We start from the raw sequence: 20,247 nt of genomic DNA, 5'->3' as shown, positions 1-20,247 counted from the left end.
ATATGAAAACAGGAGGAGATAAACAATGAAATTATATAATAAAAAAATCATAGTAGGCTTGGCAATACTTGCGATGTTTGCCATATCTTGTGGAAAGAAAAAACAGGCTGTAACAAATAACGCAAGGCCGGTAAAAGTGCAGGTTATTGGACAAAATTCAATTTCCTTGGGATATACAGCGAGCGGAACCTTGAAAGGGATTGAGGAAGTACCTTACACAGCGACTTCTTCTGGAGAGATAGTTGTAATAAATGCAAAAAATGGGGACAGCGTAAATGCGGGACAGGTAATTGTATCAATTGATAATCAGGCTGCCAGATCAAATGTAAGAAGTGCAGCTTCAAATGTAAACACAGCTTCGTCAAATATCAACTCAGCTGCGGCTGCACTTGAAGAAGCGAGAATCAATTACGAAAAATATAATATGCTTTACAACAAAAGACTGGTAACTGAAACAGACTATCTAAAGGCAAAAACTAACTATGATGCTGCAAGAGCGCAGTTAAATGCCTCAAGAAACAGTTTAAGTTCGGCACGGGCAGAGCTAGATTCTGCAAACGACACAAATAGAAAATCTGTAATAAAAACGAATACAACAGGAACGATTGCAAATATGAATTTGGAACTTCACCAGCAGACATCAGCAGGAAGCGCCTTGTTTACTGTGGTAAATGAATCGGAAATGCAGCTGGAAGTGGGAGTTTCATCAGAAGTAATAAATAAAATCCATGTAGGAACGCAGGCAAAGGTAAAAGTTGATGAGCTGCAAGGGGAAGAGCTGGTAGGAACTGTATATGAAGTATCAGCTGCGGCAAGTTCAGCGACAAGACAATTTGTTGTGAAAATAAAAATTCCTAATCCTGACAGAAAGCTGAAAAGCGGAATGTATGGAACTGCAAGTATAGACACTGGAGCTGAAAATGGACTAGTTATCCCTAAAAAAGCTATTGTTGTAAAGGGAGTAGAACAGGTAGTCTATATAGTTCAAAATGGCAAAGCGGTTGCGATACCGATAAAAGTTACAAATCAGAATCAGGAAATGGCAGCAGTTACTGGAAATGGGCTTACTGCAGGTGTAGAGCTTATAGTAGATGGGCAAAATGTTGTACAGGCTAATGAAGCAGTGAGAAAAGTGCAGTAAATTGTTGATTTTAACTTAAAATGCATATAAAAACGGAAAATTAATATTTTAATGGAGTCAGTCAGGCAAATTTTGAAAACTTTATATTTTCTGAATTTGTTTGGCTGTTTTATAAAAAAAGATAAAAAATATGTGCAGTTAGACGAAAGCAAAAAAGATTAAGGAGAAATAAAAAATGACAGTAGCAGATTTTGCAACGAAAAGAGTCGTTTCTACAACTATGATACTGATATTCATGGTTTTTTCAGGCGTTGTAGCTATGCGATCAATGAAGCAGGAGTTGATACCGGACTTTAACTTTCCGATGGTAGCCGTTAATACAACATGGACTGGAGCGGCTTCGGAAGACGTTAAGACTCAGATTTCAAAAAAGATAGAAGATGCGGCATTAAATGTTGATGGAATTAAGAATATTTCAACAACTTCAACTTATGGAACTTCGAGCGTTATGGTAGAATTTAACTTTGGTACAGATACGGATATAAAGCAGGTGCAGATACAGTCTGAAATAGATAAAATAAAAAAAGATCTGCCATCTGATGCTGATGATCCGATAGTTTCAAAATTGAATGTAACTGGCGGAAGTTCAGATATGGCAATGATGATTTCAATAAGAGGGGCAGACGAAGCAGTAATTACTTCATTTATAGAAGAAACGCTGGAGCCAAGACTTAAAAGAAACAGAGGGGTTGGAAACATATCAGTATTTGGTAATGCCACAAGGCAGGTAAAGGTAAGGCTGGATCCATATAGATTGCAGGCATACAATTTATCTCCGAGTGAAATATATTCTAAAATTAAGGCGGCTCATACAATTGTTCCTGGAGGTACAGTAAAAGATGGTTCAAAAGAGTTTATCCTAAGAGTTGACGGAGAATTGAAGCAGCTGGATCAGATACAGAATATTATAATTTCCAATAATAATAATCAGACAGTAAGGCTAAGCGATGTGGCAATTGTTGAATATGGAAATAAAGACAAGACATCTTATGCAAAATATGATGGACAGGATATGGTTGCCGTTGTAATTCAGAAAAGTAAGGACGGGAATCTGGTTGAAATTGCCAATATTGCTAAAAAAGAGCTGGAAAATATGAAGCCGTTATTCCCGGCGGGTTCAAAGTATGAAATAGTAGTCGATAACAGCATAAAGGTAAAAGACGCAATTTCTAACGTAACGAATAATGGTTTGCAGGCGTTAGTTATAACAATAATTGTATTATTTGTATTTTTGAAAGATTTAAGGGCATCGCTTGTGGTAGGAATGTCTATTCCGATATCGGCCGCATTTACTTTTTTCCTTTTAAATACGCAAGGAATCACGTTAAACTTAATTTCGCTTATGGGACTTGCGCTTGCTATCGGATCACTGGTGGATAATGCGGTGGTTACACTAGATAATATATTCGATCATATACAGCTTAACAAGGAACCTGCACTGGTTGCGGCAGTACGTGGAACGAATGAGGTAATAGTTCCAATGATAGCTTCAACAGCGACATCAGTCTGCGTATTTTTACCAATCGTATTGTTTCCAGGATTTGCAAAGGAAGTATTTGCGGGAATTTCGCTCTCAATGATGTTTGCGCTGTCAACTTCGATTGTTGTGGCAATGCTGTTTATTCCAATGGCATCAAGCGTATTTTTAAATATTGAGAAAATATCAGGAGCGTCAGGGAAAGCGTACAGGTTTAACGCTTTTAGAGATAAATATAAGAACCTTGTAAGACAGGCGCTGGAACATAGAAAAGCGGTTATAATTGGTGTAATAGTTTTGTTTATTGTTGTTGTTTTTGGACTTGGAAAAACTGTAAAAACAGCATTTTTCCCGACAATTGACAATGACGAGTATTCAGTAGTCGCACAGCTTTCAACAGGACTTGACGTGGAAGTTGCGCATGATATTTCCAAAAGAATGGAAGAAATAGTAAAAAAAGATCCTGTTACCAAAAGCTATACTACGATAGTAAATGCTCAAGCGGCAATAGTCAATGTTGATGTAAAAAAAGATACAATGAAGGCCATGGAGCGAATGCGTGAACAAATGAGCAATATCCCAAATGTTACAATTGCAGTTTCTCCATCAAAAGCTGGAGGACGTTCAGTTTCAAAAGATTATTCTTTCCAGATAGAAGGAGATAATTCGGAAGAAATTAACAGAATTGCCAATGCAATTATAGCGGATATGAAACAGCAGACTTGGTTTAAGGACGTAAAATCTTCATCAGAAGGTGGATATCCTCAGGCACAACTGGAAGTAAACAGGGTAAAGGCAGAAAGTTATGGGCTAAGCGTTACAGATATAACTAGAATGTTAAATCAGACAGTGCTAGGAGTGGCTCCGATAGAAATAACTGACAATACAGAAACATTAAAAGTTCAGATGGAATTTGAAGATGAATATAAAAATTCACTTGACAAAATACTGAATATAATGATAAAAACAAGTGGGGGACAATTTGTAAGATTAGGAGATATAGCTACAATGAAACAAGTGGAAGGAGCAGCTTCGATAGAAACTTACAATGGTTCTCAAATTGTAACAGTAGGTACAAATTTGGATAAATCCAAAGGGCTAAATGATGCGGCGAAATTTGTAAATGAGTCGTTCCAGAAAACCAATCCTGCTGCAGGATATAAGATTGCTCCAGCAGGAAATGCTCAAAGCCAGAAGGAAATGGGTGGAGAAATTATGAATGCCCTTATGATTTCGGTAGCACTTATTTATATCGTACTGGCAGTACAGTTGGAATCGTTTGTTCTACCGATAATAATGATGCTGGCATTGCCATTGTCAATGATTGGAGTAATGTTTGGGCTGGCTGTAACAAGAATACAGCTTAGCATGTTCGTTATGATTGGTATTCTGATGCTGTTCGGTATGGCGGTTAATAACGCGATTGTATTATTGGATTTCGTATCGAGTCTGCGGCAAAAGGGTATGGAAATTAGGGAGGCCCTTGTAGAAGCGGCAGGTTCACGGCTTCGTCCAATACTTATGACAACTCTTACAACGGTGCTTGGATGGATTCCGATGGTATTTTCAAGCAAGGGAAGTTCGGGTTATTATCAAGGAATGGCGGTAGCGGTTATGTTTGGACTTTCATTCTGTACGCTATTGACATTATTCTTTATACCTGTGGCTTATTCGATAGTTGAGGAAAGAAAAGAAAGAAGACAAAAGGAAAAAGAGGAAGCAAGAAAAGCTAAAAAAATGGCTGAAAGATCGCAATAAATAGATAATAGTAAATAAAATTTAAAGAAAAGGAGGTGCTTTCTTGAAGAGGATAGAAATATATTTTGATTCCTACTTTATGGATAAAATGAAAGAGGAAATGCGTGAATATGGAATTGAGCAGTATGCAATAATTCCACAGGTTTACAGCCGCTGGAGCAAAACCTTAAAGCATTTTAACAGTCATGTATGGCCAGGAACAGACAGTGTCTTAGTAACTTATCTGGAAGATGATCAGGCAAAGGAAATTATGCGGCTTATAAAAATGATGAAAATAGATTTAGGTAAGTCCATTTCAATGGGTGCTGCTGTTTTGCCTGTAGATGATATTATTTTTTAAAAAATTAATATTGTGATTTTTGAAAGAGTTTGAGTATAAAAAGAACGGAGTGATTATTAATGGCAGTTTTTGAATTGAAACATCCACTAATTGAACATAAGCTTACAAATTTGAGAAATAAGAATACAGATACTAAACTTTTTAGGGAAAGTCTGAACGAGATAGCAGGACTTATGGTTTATGAAGCGACAAAGCATTTGCCTCTAAAGGAGATTGAAACAGAAACTCCTATTCAGAAAACTACTACAAAAGTTCTGGATGAACCAATAACCTTGGTTCCCATCCTGAGAGCAGGACTTGGAATGATAGATGGAATATTGCAGCTTCTTCCAAACGCAAAAGTAGGACATCTGGGAGTTTACAGAAACGAAGAAACCTTAGAGCCTGTCTACTATTACGCAAAAATGCCCGCAAACGTTGTCGAAAGTCAAGTTTTCGTAGTAGATCCAATGCTTGCAACAGGTGGTTCAATGATTTACACGCTTGATTATCTAAAGGATAGAGGTGTAAAGAACATTACGGTACTTTGTATTATTGGTGCTCCTGAAGGAATAAAGAAATTTTGTGAAAAGCATCCTGATGTAGATCTGTACATTGCCTCAATTGATGACGGACTTACTGAAAATGCATATATCTATCCAGGATTAGGAGATGCGGGAGATAGAATATTTGGAACAAAATAAAATTTTTTAATAAAAAAAATAGGACATTCTTTAGTGGGTGTCCTATTTTTGTATTGGTTATTTCTAGCTAATGAGTTTTAAAATAATGTATTATTACTGGATTGAAGCGGAATTTTTATAATTACTTCTGCTCCTTCGGTTTTGTTCTCTTTATTTATAAATACACCATAATTTTTTCCGTAATAGAATTTTATTCTTTTATCGACATTTTGGGTTCCAACTCCGCCAGTCTTGCTTTTTTTGAACTGTTTAGCCTTTTCAAAGCCTATTCCGTTGTCTTTAACTGAGATATTGACTGTGCTGTTTTGTCTGTAAACGTCGATTGTGATGATTCCGTTTCCGGAAAGGTTTTTTATTCCGTGATAGATGGAGTTTTCTACAATTGGCTGGATTATGATTTTTGGAACTTCGATGGAAAGCAGGCTTTCATCTTCTATGTTGAAAAAATAGGAAAGTTTGTCTTCGTATCTCTGTTTTTGTATGAATAAATATTCTTTAGTGTGCATAATTTCATCTTTTAACGGTATTTTTTCGTATCCGTTGCTAAGGGAGAGCCTAAAATAGTTTGCAAGTGATTTTGTAATACTGATTACTTTTTCATTGTCTTCAAATTCTGCCATCCAAATGATAGTATCTAGCGTATTATACAGAAAATGCGGATTAATTTGGCTGTGGAGAGCCTTTATTTCATATTCCCGCAAATATTTAATCTTTTCAACCATTATATTAAAATGTTCCACAAGGTTCTGAATTTCATAGCCTGTTTTTTCACTTAAATGAAATTCCCGTAGATTATTTTCAAAGTTTTGCATATGATTTTCCAGTTTTATTAAAGGCTTTAGAATCTTTGTTATTACGATAAATGTAATAATGGAGGAAAAAGCTAGTGAAACTAGGAAAATGATGATAACTATGTGAGAAAAATTTTTCTTTAAGGTAACTAAGTCATTTGTGTTTGCAAGGCTTCTTAAATTCCAGTTTGTATTTTCAATCTGTGTTTCGTATAAATATGTATCTTTATTTTTATTCTTTTCTGAAAATTTTGCAAGACATTTTTTATCAGCAAAACATTTCACATCTTTGTAATAAATAATATTGTTGTTTTTGTCTACTATAATATTGTCGATTTGTTTTCCGAAAGAAATAGAATTTAAATATCTTTCAAGAATTCCATATTTAATGTCAAAAACGATAACACCAAGATTTTCCCCTTTTGAATTTTTTATGTCCCGACTGATTGACAGAAACCAGAGAGCTGAGTTCATAGAAGAGGCGGAATCTTTTCTGCTGGGGTTAAAAACGGGCATATCTGAATTGTTTATCGCATCGACATACCATTTTTCCTTCATCATATTTTCTGATATTTTCATATCATTATTTTTATCACTGGATACAATGTTACCATTTTTTCCGATTACAGTAATACTTTTAATTCCTTTATTATTCCCAAGAATTGAATATATCATTTTTTTAATGCTCTTTTTTGAATCTTCATTTCCTGATATTAAAAAATTTCTAACATCGGCATCAACAGACAAAAGATTAATCATATTTTTCAATTTATCAGCATAAAGAGTAATATAACGGGATGTACTTATAACATTTTCGTTAGTATACTCAATTTCCTTATTCATTATGATGTATTTTGAAGTATAGTAAAAAATACTGCTTAAAAACAGGATGAATAATAAGTTTCCAATCAGATAGTAAAAAAATAGCTGAAGCAGCATCGAGTTTTTCATAGTTCTTTTTAATTTCATAGTTTCTCCAATACACTTTTTTTAAACTCTTTTGGAGTCATTCCAAAAGTTTTTTTAAATTTTGAATTGAAGTAGTTAAAATTTTCTATTCCCACGAGTTCTCCAATTTCATAATTTTTCAGATCCGTTGTCAAAAGCAGTAGCTTTGCCTTTTCCATCCGCATATTATTTAAATAGTCCTGAAAAGGAATACCAAATAAATTTTTAAAAAGCGAACTTAAATATCCTGAGGATAAGTTCATTTCATCCGCCAGTGAATTTAAGTTAAAGGAAATTTCGCTGTATTTGTCTTCAATTTTTTTTGTTAAAATATCCTTATACTTGCTGTAGGAAACATCTTTGGCAGTTTTTTCAGTGTGACTGATTTTATTAATAATTTTTCTGGCTTCGTTGTATTTTTTAGTTTCTTCCAGTCTGTAAATCAGTTTTGAGATTATTTCATTTATATCAGTCTTTGAAACAGGTTTTAAAATATAATCTTCAACTCCGATTTTTAGAGCCTTTTGAGCGTATTCAAAGTAGTCATATCCTGAAATGATGGCTATTTTTACATCGTTTTTCAGCTCTTTCATTTCCTGTGCAAGAGTCAGCCCATTTTTAAAGGGAATATTTATATCAAGCAAGACAAGATCAGGCAAAACTTCAGAAAAAGTCTTTAAGGCAGAATTACCATCTTCTGCCTCATAAATATCATTTATCTTATATTTTTCAAAATCAATAAAGGTTTTAATACCTCTTCTTATAATCGGTTCATCATCAATTATTAAAATACTATACACTTATTTAACAGCTCCTTTGATTTGTGCAGCAGTCAGATGTCCCGGCAAAGTTTTAATAATATTCAAGTTTCCATCCAGTACAATGTTTGATGGATACCCCAAAACTTTTGCCCTTTTTAGTACTTCTCCCTTTTCATCCAGCAATACAGTAGTATTTTTGTAATTGAGCCCTTTATACCACTGAATAAATTTAGCTGTAGGTTTTTCTCCCTTTTGTCCTGGAGAAGCAATTGTTATAACTGTAAAATTCTTACTTTTATCTGCACTTAAAGAATTAATTTCACTTAACCCTGAAAGACAGATAGGACACCATGAAGCCCACATTTTAATATATATTTTCTTACCTTTATACTTGTTAAGGGAAACAGGTTTATTATTAATATCCTTTAACTGAACTCCCTGCAATGTATTTCCAAATGAAATCGCTCCAAAACTTAATAAAGTTGCAATTGCTGCAATTAATTTTTTCATAAAAATTACTTCCTTTCTGTATTATAGCAAATTTAAAATATTTTTTGTAATTATTTTTGTAAATTATTTTGATTACTAATTGTTTTAAAAAATTTAAAAAATTATTACTTTTAAAAAATAAAATCATTAAAATTTATTTATTATTAGTAAAATTCCCATAAATATAATTAGAAATCCACCAAAGATTTTAAAATAGTTTGTGTATTGATTTAAAGCTCGTACTTTTTTTAGCAATTCCTGAGAGAAAAAGGAAAATAGAATAAATGGAGTGGCAAGACCTAAGACGTATATAAACATCATTAGCCCTCCATAGACTGCAGATCCTTTTTCTCCTGCAAGAGCAAGCACTGAGGCAAGAATAGGGCCTACACATGGAGTCCACCCCAGACTAAATGTCAGTCCTAACAAAAAAGCCTGCAATGAAGAATTTTTTCCAATTAAATCAAAGTTTAGAGTTTTATTTTTTTCTAAAAGGCTAAATTTTAGTATACCTGTCTGGTGTAGTCCCAATATTATTACAATTATTCCTGCCATAAGTTTTATAGTATCATTAAAGAATATTCCTGTAAGAAAACTAAAGCTAAAACCTATGCTCACGAAAGTAAGCGAAAGGCCTAGAATGAATAGAAAGGTATTAAGCACTGTTTTTTTCCCTTTGCTTAGAATACCTAAATATACAGGAACAATGGGAAGAATGCATGGAGATAGAAAACTAGCTACTCCTCCTAAAAACACGCTTCCTACTAATAATGGCTGATTAAACATAAATTCTCTCCTATCCTGTTCATTTTACTGAACTAATTTTATTAAATATCCATAATGTTCTTTTTCCATATCTTTTAATGGGATAAATTTGATTGAAGCACTATTTATGCAATAACGAAGCCCGCCTTTGTCTTTAGGTCCATCATCAAAAACATGTCCCAAGTGGGCTTTTCCGCTTCGACTAAGCACTTCTGTTCTTACCATATTAAAACTTGTATCATTTGCATAAGTTACAACATCTTTTGAAATAGGTTTTGTAAAACTTGGCCAGCCACAGCCTGAATCGTATTTATCTTTTGAGGAAAATAATGGCTCTCCTGTTGTTATGTCCACATAAATTCCAGCTTCATGATTGTCCCAGTACTCGTTTGAAAAAGAATGTTCAGTATTTTTTTTCTGTGTAACGCTGTATTGCAGTGGAGTAAGCCGTTTTTTCAATTCTTCGTCACTCGGTTTTGGATAATCTTTTGGATCAATGATAACTTCATCTGCCTTACTGACATCAATGTGACAATATCCGTTAGGATTTTTTCTTAAATAGTCCTGATGGTATTCTTCTGCTAATATGTAATTTTTCAAAGGCAGGACTTCAACTTGAATTTTGTCTTTATATTTTTTTTGCTCTTCTTCAATTTCTTGTGAAATAATGTCCTTGTCTTTAGGGTTGGTATAGTAAATTCCTGTTCTGTATTGTCTACCTCTATCATTTCCCTGCTGATTAATGCTAGTAGGATCTACAACTTGAAAGTAATATTTAAGCAGTTTGCTCAAAGAAATTTTGTTTGCGTCATATTTTACGTGAACTGTTTCTGCGTGATCTGTTGCCCCGATGATATTATAGCTGGTTTTTTCAGTTTTACCATTCGCATAACCAACCGTGGCATCCTTTACCCCGTCAATTCTTTCCATATATGCTTCAAGTCCCCAGAAGCAGCCGCCGGCAAGATAAATTTCTCTAATGTCTTCATTTCCTGTCTGAATCATATTTTCTTTTTTCGGTTTATTTTCATTTCTGTTCTTTCGATTTTTGTTTTTATTTGACAATACTACTGAAAATAAAGCTAAAGATAGTATTAAGAATAATAGTAAACTTCTAGATTTCATAAAACCGCCTCCCGATTTATATTTAAATATTTTTTGTATCTACAAGAATAGTATAAACTAAAAATTGATAAAAAAAAATGAAATATAGTAATATTTTTCTATAATTTTATAATATATATTCGAACCCATTTAAAATAGAACTATTAAAAATTTAGGGTTTGAGCAAAATAGTCATAGCTTTTGGGTTCGGTTTTAAGGCAGTTTTACTATATACTCAATCCATTCAAAATTGAAGTAAAAATATGTAAAAAACTAACCTATTATTCTCGTTTTAAACTAGAATTGCTATATATTAGAATTTTTTTAGCAATAGACTGATAAAATTGTTATTACTATTGTTACAAGATAGTTTTTGTATGTTTTTAAAGCAGTTTTAAAGTAAAAAATAAAAACAACTTTTTTTGAAAGGTAAAACAAAGATTTGTGTGATATACTTCAAAGCTGCATATAATAAAAAAAATGATTTTGTAGTAAGATTATTTGGGAGGATAGGACAATGTGGGACATTGCCGAAGATGTTGAAGAAAAAAGGAATATCAGTAAAAAAACATTAAATGGAGTAAAAATAAAAATTATAGGGATAGGGAAAACAGGGAGCAATGTGATAAATAAAATGGTAGTAGGAAAGGATATAAGAGCTGATTTTATAGCCGTGGATACCGAAAGAATCAATTTAAACAATTCAAAAGCTGATACAAAAATATTTGTATCTTCAATAATTTCTTATGAAGCCGTAGAAGGGTTAAAGATGCAAGTCAAAAAAGAGCTGGAAAAGGCAGACATGGCATTTATTATGGCTGAAATGGGTGAAAGAACCGGCACATTCGCCTCATCTATTATCGCAGAAATTGCAAAATCAATGGATATATTAACAGTTGCAGTTGTATCAAAGCCCTTTAAATTTGAGGCTCCTAATAAAATAAAGCTTGCTAAGAAAGGAAAGCGAAGATTAAAACATTTTGCTGATACTGTAATAGTCATTCCATATCAAAAATTAAATGATTTATACCCAGACATTCCAATGGCAAATATCTATGAAAAAGGGGAAAAATCCTTTGTAATAATTGTAAAAGGGATATTGGATTTAATAAAGAAACAAGGAATTGTAAATTTGGACTTTGCAGACATTAAATCTATACTACGAAATTCAGGCAAAACAGTACTAGGATTTGGAAAAACAGATGGAGAGGACAGAGCAAAAAAGGCAGTAGAACAGGCACTGAATACACCGCTTCTGGAACACTCAATAAAAGGCGCTGGAAAAATACTAATGAACATAACCTCAGGAAAAGACATACGCCTCGAAGAAATCAGCCAAATCGCCACAGCAGTAGCCAAAAGTTCAGAAAATCCAGACTTATTTCTCGCATGGGGAACAGTCTTTGAAGAATCTAAATTTGAAAATTTTGAAGATTTTGAGCAAAAAGGAAGCTGTGTAAAAGTATATTTGATTGCAACAGATTTTTGCGATTAATAAAAATAATTTAAAAATTTATAAATAAAAAAAGAAAAAAACATTGACTAATTAACTAAATATGATATAATTATATTGAAAGAAAAATTTAAAAACAGGTGTTCCACTACCTTAAAATGAAGGACAGATAAAAACGGGTGTTCCGCTACCCTAAAATGAAGGACAGATAAAAACAGGTGTTGCACTACCTTAAAATGAAGCAACTTTAAATGCAAAGCTACCAATTATGGTGGCTTTTTTTCGAGGGGGAATTTATGAGGTTATATGAAGTAGATGAAAGCTATATAAATTATTTGAAACTTTTTGAAGGTAGAGTTTTAAATTATTCAGGAGATAATTATACGAAAACACGAAAATATATTGGAGTGCTTTTAAGAGTGAATAATTGTGATTATTTAGCACCGTTATCATCTCCAAATAAAAAAAGAGATTATAATAATGGAAAAATACGAAAGTCAAATAATTTTATTATTAGAATTACCGATAAACAAAGAAATATTTTACTGGGAACTATAAAAATAAGTAATATGATTCCAATTTTTGATAAAACGGTAATTAAATATTATGATGTTCACAAGGAATCAGATGAAGGCTACAAAAAATTAATTTTAAAGGAATTAAGATTTATTTATGCTAATAAAGAAAAAATTAAAAAAACAGCAATAAAATTATACAATCAAAAAATAAATAATATGTCAATGGATTATATAAAGCATACGATTGATTTTTTATTATTGGAAAAAAAGGCAAAATTGTATGAAAAATAGTAAAAAAATTTAACTATATTTTGAGAAAGTATGTTAAAATATAGAAAATTTTACAACTAAAGGAGAAAAAATATGGACGGTATCGGAATAAAAGTTGTCGGAATTGGTACGGTGGGAAATGGTGTCTTGAATAAAATGGTGGAAAAAGAGATTGCAGAAGTTGAATTTGTGGGAATTGATACAAATCAGGAGAATTTGGATAAATTGAATGTAGAATCAAAAATATTGGTTTCTGAGGATTTAAGAGAGAAAGTGCAGGATGCATTGAAAAATACTGATTTAGTATTTATTTTGACGGAAATGTCGGAAAAGAAGAATAATGAGATAGCCTATGTTGTTTCAGAAGTTGCAAAAACAATGGGAATATTGACAGTGATTGTAGTTGCTACATCAATTAATTCAAATGGAGAAAATGAGGAAATCAAGAAATTAGAAGAAGTTTCTGATACTGTTATAGTTTTGCCTCTTAAAAAATTAGTGGAAGCAGATTCTAGTGTAACTTTTGATAAATTATTTAAAAAAAGAGATGAAATTTTTATAAAAAACGTAGAATTTATAACAAATCTAATAAAAAAACAAGGGGTAGTGAATCTTGATTTTGATGATGTAAAAATAATGCTAGGAAATTCAGGGGAAGGCATAATAGCATTTGGTAAAGGTAAAGGACAGGATAAGGTAAAACTTGCTACAGAACAAATAATAAACAGCCCTTTTATAAAAAATCTTCAAAAAGCGAGAAAGATACTGTTAAGCATTACAGCAGGACCAGACATTGGATTAACGGATTTACAGGAAGTAACTATGATTATAAATGAAAAATTTGGAGCAGACCAAACAAATATGCTATGGGGATACATTATGGATACTGAGCTTGAAGATAAAATTGAAGTGGAAATGCTGATAACGGATTTTTCTAAATAAATAAATAAAATAAAAGAAAAATGCTAGCAAAAATGTTAGCTGAAGAGAGGGAGAACAATGAATAAAATAACTTGTATTTGTTTGGGTGTAAAAAATATGGAAAAAGCATTAAAGTTTTACAGGGATGGTTTGGGATATAAAACAGAATGTAAAGTAGACAATCCTCCGGTATGCTTTTTTGATACGCCTGGAACAAAATTTGAATTATTTCCTTTAGATTTACTTGCAAAAGATATTAATGAAATTAATCCTCCGACAGGTAACGGATTTTCAGGAATTACTTTAACATACAATGTAAAAAATAAGGATGATGTAGATAAAATTGTTGAATTGGTAAAAAAAGCAGGAGGGATTATTGTAAAAGAACCTCAAGATGTATTTTGGGGTGGTTACCATGCGTATTTTTGTGATTTAGATGGATACTATTGGGAAGTGGTTTGGGGACCAGATTTTAAATTTGATGAAAATGGATTATTACAATTTTAGTAAATTTGTTTTAATTTGTAAAATATATAAAAATTTTATAAATATTGGGAGAAGTAAAAGCAGCAAGCTTATGCTTCTTTTTCTTTTTTGATAAAAAATGTGAGAATATACTTAAACCTTTTTAAAATTAAATTGTTGAAATTAGAAAAAATAAAAGTTGAAAAAAAATAGAAAAATTTTCTTTTTTTGTAAAAAATGTGGTATAATTTGATGTATGCTCAAACCTTTTTAAAATTAAATAAATTTAGGGATTGAGTAAATTATGAATTAAATATGTTATAATTATAAATAGATAAATATATTGGAGAGAGAATTGGGAAAAAGTTTTAAGGATAATTTACTGACTATTGATAAAATGAGAGATGAAATAGTGAGATTGCAGAAGGCTGGGAAAAAGGTAGTTTTTACTAACGGAGTTTTTGATATTTTACATGTTGGGCATTTAACTTATCTAGAGGAAGCTAGAAATTTAGGCGATATTTTGGTTGTTGGTATAAATAGCGATGCTTCGGTTAAAGTGAATAAGGGAGATAAAAGGCCGATAAATAATGAAATAAATAGAGCTTTTGTGCTTTTGGGTACAAAGTTTGTAGATTATACAGTAATTTTTAACGAAAAAACACCAGAAAAACTGCTGGATATTTTAAAGCCAGACATTCACGTAAAAGGTGGAGATTATAAAAAAGAAGACTTGCCAGAAACAAAAGTTGTTGAAAAAAATGGTGGAGAAGTAAAGATTTTATCCTTTGTGGATAACATTTCCACAACGGAAATTATTAATAAAATTATTGAAGTGTATAAAAAATAAAAAATTTTAAAAATTATAGAAGAAATATTTGTTAATGAAATATATTTTTATTTAATACTAAATTTCATTTAAAAATAAAAATAAATTTTTATAATAAGGTTGTTTAATAACTAATTTATAATCATTCAACTAAATTGTTTTTTATTATTTTTAGATATTTTGATTAATAGATATTTTTTTTCATATTACTATGTTTTTTCTTTTTTATTTTTGTAGGATTGCTCATTGCCGCAAAACCTTATCTTGCAGTAAAGGTTTATCCTAATAATCAAAATTGTGGCAAGATTGCTACGCAATAACCTATGGCTAGTCTACGACATTTTTCTGCACTGACAAAAAACTCGCTATGCTCAAACAGTTTTGCCAGCACAGAAAAATGCTCCGACGGATTAGCTTAAATTAGACTATATTAAAAAAATGAAAATTATATTTTAATTATTTGAAAATATTAGGTTTATATCCTTTAATTAGAAAAGTTTGTAATAAATTCGTTATTTAAATGGACTTTAGTATAAAAATAGAATTTAATTGATATTTAGAAGTGAGAAAAATTATGAAAAATAAAATATTAACATTTAATGAGATAGATAAATTAGCAAAAAATTTAGCAGAAAAATTAAAAAACGGAGGCTGTCTAGGACTTATTGGAGATTTGGGAGCAGGGAAGACTACGTTTACTAAGAAGATTTGTGAATATTATAATATTACGGAGAATGTGAAAAGTCCGACGTTTACTTATGTGATTGAATATAATTCTGGGGATGTACCAGTGTATCATTTTGATGTGTATAGGATTAATGATTCTGAGGAGATTTATGAGATTGGGTTTGAGGATTATATTGGGGAAGATGGAAGTGTTGTGATTATTGAGTGGGCGGATAAGATTTTGGATGAGATGCCTGAGGATGCGGTATTTGTTGAGATAAATCATTATTCGGATGTGGCTCGTGAAGTGTCAGTTTATAAGATTGAAAATGGGAAAAAAGTAGATTTTGAAATTGAATAATTTAATTTTTAATGTTTGGGTTTAATATTAAATTGATTACTGGATTAAGCAAAATTAGTTTTTGAGAGGGATATTGATTATCAGATTTGATTTTAAAGAAGTTTTATTGTAAAAGTGAAGAAAAATGAAAAATGGAGAAAAATATGTTGATATTTGCGATAACGACTACGACTAGACTAGCTGGATTGTCACTTTATGAGAAAGATAAACTGCTGGGGGAAATTCATGTGGAAATGGCAAAAACACATTCTACTACGATTTTGGATCAGATTGACAGCCTTTTGAAATGGACTGGGAAAAAGTTGGACGAAATTGAAAATGTGATTGTTTCGATAGGGCCGGGTTCGTTTACGGGTGTTCGGATAGCAATTTCGGTTGTTAAGGGATTGTTTTTTGGACGGAATGTAAATTTTTATGAGGTGAATGAACTGGATGCACTTGGGTTTCAGGGGTATTATAATTTGAAAACAAGTTTGGAAAATGATGAAAATGTAAAAATATATTCGCTGATTGATTCACGAAAGGAAAAGATTTATTGTGCGGCTTATGAAACTTCGAGCGAAAATAGGCTAAAATTGGTAAAAAATTATGAGGTTGCAAAGTTGGATAATGTAATTGAGGAAATAATTGAAAATAAGAAAAATAATAAAAAAGTTTATCTGATTGGAGATGCAGTTTTTAATTATAAGACTAAAATATTGGATAAATTGGTAAACTGTGTGAAAATATTTGAAGATAAGAATTTGACAATTAATACAATGACTTTTGTACAGATGTTTTTGGATAAAAATTTGGAAAATGCTGGTGTGGTAAGAAAAACAGATATTTTTAACTTGAAACCGGATTATCTGGAAAAATCACAGGCGGAAAGGGATAAGAAATAATGCTGAAGAATTTTTTTAAATTTGGGAAAAAGAAAAGAGATGAAAAAGAACAGAAAAACACATTGGAAAATCAAGTGGAAAAAGAAATTGAAAACAGCCAAAACGAAATAAGCAAGCTTAAAGATGAAACTGAAAAGGAAATAAGACAAACAGCTGAGGAAATTTTAGGAAAAAGTGTTAAAAAATCTGAAAATAATGAAAAAAATTCTGAAACTGAAAGAGAAAAAATTGAAAACGCAAAAATAGAAGAAACAGAAGAGAAATCAAATGAAAAAACAAAGGGCAAACCTAAATTAAAGCCATTAAAAGATAGATTGGCGACTCCTAAGAAGGGATTTTTTGGAAGATTGAAGGAAATGCTTCTGGGAAAAGCGATAGACGATGATTTATACGAGGAACTGGAGGAACTTTTGATTCAGTCGGATATTGGAATGAATATGACAATGCAGCTTGTGGAGGAGCTGGAAAAATCAGTTTTACGAAAAAAATTGAAAACATCGGAGCAAATTTATGATGAATTAAAGGAATTGCTTAAAGCAAAACTTGTTTATAACGATGAAAATAGCACGAAATTAAAATTGCAGGATGGGAAACTGAATATTTTGTTAATTGTAGGAGTGAACGGAGTTGGAAAGACTACTTCCATTGGGAAAATAGCAAAAAAATTGAAGGATAGCGGGAAAAAGGTTATTATTGGAGCTGGAGATACGTTTAGAGCCGCTGCGATTGAACAAGTTGAGGAATGGGGAAAACGGACTGGCGTGGAAGTTGTAAAACAGGCGCATGGGAGCGATCCTGCCGCTGTAATCTTTGATACGGTGAAAACTGCTAAAAATCGTGGATTTGATGTGGCAATACTGGATACGGCTGGAAGACTGCACAATAAACGTGATTTGATGAAGGAACTTGAAAAAATAAATAAAATTATATGTGAACAGTCTGGGGAAACCGACTTTGAAACTTTGCTTGTGATTGACAGCACGACTGGGCAGAATGGATTGGAACAGGCTAGAATATTTAATGAAATCGTGGATTTGACAGGAATTATTTTGACAAAATTTGACGGGACGGCAAAAGGAGGGATTATTTTCCCAATTACAGAAGAGCTGAAAAAACCGATTAAATTTATAGGTGTCGGAGAAGGAATTGAGGATTTGCGGGAATTTGATACAAAGGAATTTGTTGAAGCTATGTTTGATTAATAAAAAAAGAAAATTGAAAAGGAGAGAAAATTATGAACACATTGACAGACGAATTAAAAGAAAAGGCTAAAAAACTGAACAAAACTATTATTTTACCGGAAACAGAGGATGAAAGAGTTTTGCGGGCTACAGAAAAAATTATTAGTGAAGGAATTGCAAAAATAGCTTTAGTCGGAGATGAAAAAAAAATAAAGGCAAAAGCAGACAAAATTGGAGTTTCATTGGAAGGAGCGATATTTTACAATCCTGATTCATGTGCAACAATTGACAATATGTCAGAGCTCTTGAAAAAAAGAAGAGAGAAAAAAGGAATGACATTTGAAACGGCAAAAGCGATACTCATGTCAGATCCAAGATATTTTGCGGCAATGCTTGTACATCAGGGCAGAGTCGACGGAATGGTAGCAGGTTCAGCTTCACCAACAGCGCATGTTTTAAGAGCGGCAATTCACATAATTGGGCCAAAGGAAGGGCTAAAGACAGTATCGAGTTCTTTTATCATGATAACAAATACGCCTGAATTTGGATATAACGGAACCTTTGTATATTCAGATGGAGGAGTAATTCCTGATCCTACAGCCATGCAGCTTGCCGACATTGCTATTTCTGCAGCGGAAAAAGCTAGATTTACTGCCGGAATAAAAGAACCGAAAGTGGCATTTTTATCATATTCTACAAAGGGAAGTGCCGATGGGGTATCTGTAAGCAAAGTTAGGGAAGCTATTGAAATTTTAAAAGTTAGAAATGTTGATTTTGACTTTGACGGGGAATTACAGCTGGATGCTGCAATTATTCCAGAAGTGGCTGCTGCAAAAGCACCTGACTCAAAAGTGGCAGGACAGGCAAACGTATTGATTTTCCCTGACTTGGATTCAGGAAATATCGGTTACAAATTGACACAGAGATTGGCTAAGGCAAAAGCGCTAGGACCGTTAATCCAAGGGTTGGCACGTCCAGTTCACGATCTTTCGAGAGGATGCAGCGTGGAGGATATAGTTGAGGTTGTAGCAATTACAGCTGTGGAATCTGAAATGTAGCTTTTATGTAAAATCAGTTTAAACATAAGATAAAAAATAGAACTATTTTGTCAAAACATTGAAAGTGATTAACTTTAATAGTTTGATATTGGAAGGTAAAAATAAAAATATAAATTTGGAGGGAAAAATGAAAGTTTTGGTAATAAATTGCGGGAGTTCATCTGCAAAATTTGAACTTATTGACATGACTAATGAGCAATCGATGGCTAAAGGAAATTGTGAAAGGATAGGGATTGCTAATCCTATTTTCAGCTATAAAAATCTGTTAACTGGAGAAAAAATTGATAAAATGGAAGTTCCTATGGAAAATCATACAGTTGCGGTGGAACTTATATTAAAGACACTTCAGGATGAGAAAATAGGGGTAATATCAAGCGTGGATGAAATTGACTCGATAGGACATAGAATTGTCCATGGGGGAGAATATTATGAAAAATCTGTAATTGTAGACGATGAAGTTATAAAAAATCTTGAAGAAATTGCGCCGCTTGCCCCTTTGCACAACCCAGCACACATAATGGGAATAAAGGTTATCCAAAAATTGCTTCCTGGTAAAAAGAATGTAGTTGTATTTGATACAGCTTTCCATCAGACAATGCCAGCAAAGGCGTACATGTATCCTTATCCTTACGAAGACTATACTGATTTGAAAGTAAGAAAATATGGATTTCATGGAACTTCTCACAGATATGTAAGTGAAGTGGCAAGAGAAATGTTGGGAAAAGAGGACTCAAAAATTATAGTTTGCCATCTTGGGAATGGAGCGAGCATTTCAGCAGTTCAAAATGGTAAAGTTGTAGATACATCAATGGGAATGACACCGCTTGCAGGAGTTATGATGGGAACTAGAACAGGAGATGTAGATCCTGCTTCTGTTATTTATATTATGAGAAAAAGAGGACTATCTTTGGATGAAATGAATAACAGAATGAACAAGAAGTCTGGGATTTTGGGAATGATAGGAACAAGTTCAGATTTTCGTGATTTAGATACAGCTAAAAAAGCTGGGGATGAAAAAGCTATTTTAGCTTATGAAATGTTCTGCTACAGAATACAGCTTTATATTGGAGCTTACGTTGCAGCAATGAACGGTATTGACGCAATCGCCTTTACAGGTGGAATTGGGGAAAATTCAGTTGGAGCGAAACAGTATATCTGTGATGCGCTTTCATATTTTGGAATTGAACTGGACAAAGAAAAGAATGCACAGAGATTGCCAGGAAATGTGGAATTATCAACAAAAAATTCAAAAGTTAAAATTTACAAGATTGAAACGGCAGAAGAGCTTGTAATAGCAAGAGACACTTACAAATTAACGAAATAAGAAAATAGCCAGACTTTAGAGTTTGGCTTTAAATAATTTTTTAAATTATAAAGAAAAGAG

19 protein-coding genes are annotated in these 20,247 nt (G+C 32.5%); 14 read left to right on the top strand and 5 right to left on the bottom strand.

Going from position 1 to position 20,247, the window contains the following annotated elements; translation table 11 throughout:
* Positions 1-25: 25 nt before the first annotated feature.
* The 4 genes from HW275_RS05370 (at position 26) to upp (ending at position 5,399) form a co-directional block, all read left to right on the top strand.
* Entirely contained in the window at positions 26-1,141 is a 1,116-nt protein-coding gene (locus tag HW275_RS05370) for an efflux RND transporter periplasmic adaptor subunit (RefSeq protein WP_178935586.1), read from the top strand.
* A gap of 175 nt (positions 1,142-1,316) precedes the next feature.
* A complete protein-coding gene (locus HW275_RS05365) occupies positions 1,317-4,376 on the top strand; it encodes an efflux RND transporter permease subunit (RefSeq protein WP_178935585.1) in 3,060 nt (1,019 codons plus the stop codon).
* 43 nt (positions 4,377-4,419) lie between these two features.
* A complete protein-coding gene (locus HW275_RS05360) occupies positions 4,420-4,716 on the top strand; it encodes a PG0541 family transporter-associated protein (RefSeq protein WP_178935584.1) in 297 nt (98 codons plus the stop codon).
* 59 nt (positions 4,717-4,775) lie between these two features.
* A complete protein-coding gene (upp, locus tag HW275_RS05355) occupies positions 4,776-5,399 on the top strand; it encodes a uracil phosphoribosyltransferase (protein ID WP_178935583.1) in 624 nt (207 codons plus the stop codon).
* A gap of 77 nt (positions 5,400-5,476) precedes the next feature.
* Here upp and HW275_RS05350 read toward each other — a convergent pair whose 3' ends face one another.
* The 5 genes from HW275_RS05350 to msrB form a co-directional block, all read right to left on the bottom strand.
* Positions 5,477-7,159: a sensor histidine kinase gene (locus HW275_RS05350; RefSeq protein WP_178935582.1), complete on the bottom strand. Its 1,683-nt coding sequence runs from the start codon at positions 7,157-7,159 to the stop codon at positions 5,477-5,479.
* Positions 7,156-7,938: a response regulator gene (locus tag HW275_RS05345; RefSeq protein WP_178935581.1), complete on the bottom strand. Its 783-nt coding sequence runs from the start codon at positions 7,936-7,938 to the stop codon at positions 7,156-7,158. Before HW275_RS05345 ends, HW275_RS05350 begins: the two co-directional genes overlap by 4 nt.
* On the bottom strand, positions 7,939-8,409 hold the full coding sequence (locus HW275_RS05340) for a redoxin family protein (protein WP_178935580.1): 471 nt from the start codon (positions 8,407-8,409) through the stop codon (positions 7,939-7,941).
* Positions 8,410-8,535: 126 nt separating this feature from the next.
* Positions 8,536-9,174, bottom strand: coding sequence for a cytochrome c biogenesis protein CcdA (locus HW275_RS05335; RefSeq protein ID WP_178935579.1), 639 nt, complete (start codon positions 9,172-9,174; stop codon positions 8,536-8,538).
* A 24-nt stretch (positions 9,175-9,198) separates the two neighbouring features.
* Positions 9,199-10,278, bottom strand: coding sequence for a peptide-methionine (R)-S-oxide reductase MsrB (gene msrB, locus HW275_RS05330; protein WP_178935578.1), 1,080 nt, complete (start codon positions 10,276-10,278; stop codon positions 9,199-9,201).
* A 496-nt stretch (positions 10,279-10,774) separates the two neighbouring features.
* On the opposite strand from msrB, the gene HW275_RS05325 reads away from it, so the two are divergent.
* The 10 genes from HW275_RS05325 (at position 10,775) to HW275_RS05280 (ending at position 20,187) form a co-directional block, all read left to right on the top strand.
* A complete protein-coding gene (locus tag HW275_RS05325; RefSeq protein WP_178935577.1) occupies positions 10,775-11,752 on the top strand; it encodes a cell division protein FtsZ in 978 nt (325 codons plus the stop codon).
* Between the two features lie 254 nt (positions 11,753-12,006).
* Positions 12,007-12,519: a type III toxin-antitoxin system ToxN/AbiQ family toxin gene (locus HW275_RS05320; protein ID WP_178935576.1), complete on the top strand. Its 513-nt coding sequence runs from the start codon at positions 12,007-12,009 to the stop codon at positions 12,517-12,519.
* Positions 12,520-12,591: 72 nt separating this feature from the next.
* Positions 12,592-13,440: a cell division protein FtsZ gene (locus HW275_RS05315; RefSeq protein WP_178935575.1), complete on the top strand. Its 849-nt coding sequence runs from the start codon at positions 12,592-12,594 to the stop codon at positions 13,438-13,440.
* Positions 13,441-13,497: 57 nt separating this feature from the next.
* Complete coding sequence (locus HW275_RS05310) at positions 13,498-13,926, top strand: VOC family protein (RefSeq protein ID WP_178935574.1); 429 nt, start codon at positions 13,498-13,500, stop codon at positions 13,924-13,926.
* A 340-nt stretch (positions 13,927-14,266) separates the two neighbouring features.
* The gene (gene rfaE2 / locus HW275_RS05305) at positions 14,267-14,734 is read left to right on the top strand and encodes a D-glycero-beta-D-manno-heptose 1-phosphate adenylyltransferase (RefSeq protein WP_178936413.1); all 468 of its coding nucleotides are present in this window, start codon (positions 14,267-14,269) and stop codon (positions 14,732-14,734) included.
* A gap of 553 nt (positions 14,735-15,287) precedes the next feature.
* Complete coding sequence (gene tsaE, locus HW275_RS05300; RefSeq protein WP_178935573.1) at positions 15,288-15,740, top strand: tRNA (adenosine(37)-N6)-threonylcarbamoyltransferase complex ATPase subunit type 1 TsaE; 453 nt, start codon at positions 15,288-15,290, stop codon at positions 15,738-15,740.
* A 131-nt stretch (positions 15,741-15,871) separates the two neighbouring features.
* The gene (gene tsaB / locus HW275_RS05295) at positions 15,872-16,624 is read left to right on the top strand and encodes a tRNA (adenosine(37)-N6)-threonylcarbamoyltransferase complex dimerization subunit type 1 TsaB (RefSeq protein WP_255460021.1); all 753 of its coding nucleotides are present in this window, start codon (positions 15,872-15,874) and stop codon (positions 16,622-16,624) included.
* A complete protein-coding gene (gene ftsY, locus HW275_RS05290; protein WP_178935572.1) occupies positions 16,624-17,826 on the top strand; it encodes a signal recognition particle-docking protein FtsY in 1,203 nt (400 codons plus the stop codon). Before tsaB ends, ftsY begins: the two co-directional genes overlap by 1 nt.
* 32 nt (positions 17,827-17,858) lie before the next feature.
* A complete protein-coding gene (gene pta / locus HW275_RS05285) occupies positions 17,859-18,863 on the top strand; it encodes a phosphate acetyltransferase (RefSeq protein WP_178935571.1) in 1,005 nt (334 codons plus the stop codon).
* A 127-nt stretch (positions 18,864-18,990) separates the two neighbouring features.
* Complete coding sequence (locus HW275_RS05280; RefSeq protein ID WP_178935570.1) at positions 18,991-20,187, top strand: acetate/propionate family kinase; 1,197 nt, start codon at positions 18,991-18,993, stop codon at positions 20,185-20,187.
* Positions 20,188-20,247: the final 60 nt, after the last annotated feature.

Source organism: Leptotrichia sp. oral taxon 223 (assembly GCF_013394795.1).
GTDB lineage: Bacteria > Fusobacteriota > Fusobacteriia > Fusobacteriales > Leptotrichiaceae > Leptotrichia.
This window is presented reverse-complemented; position numbering and strand designations above follow the sequence as displayed.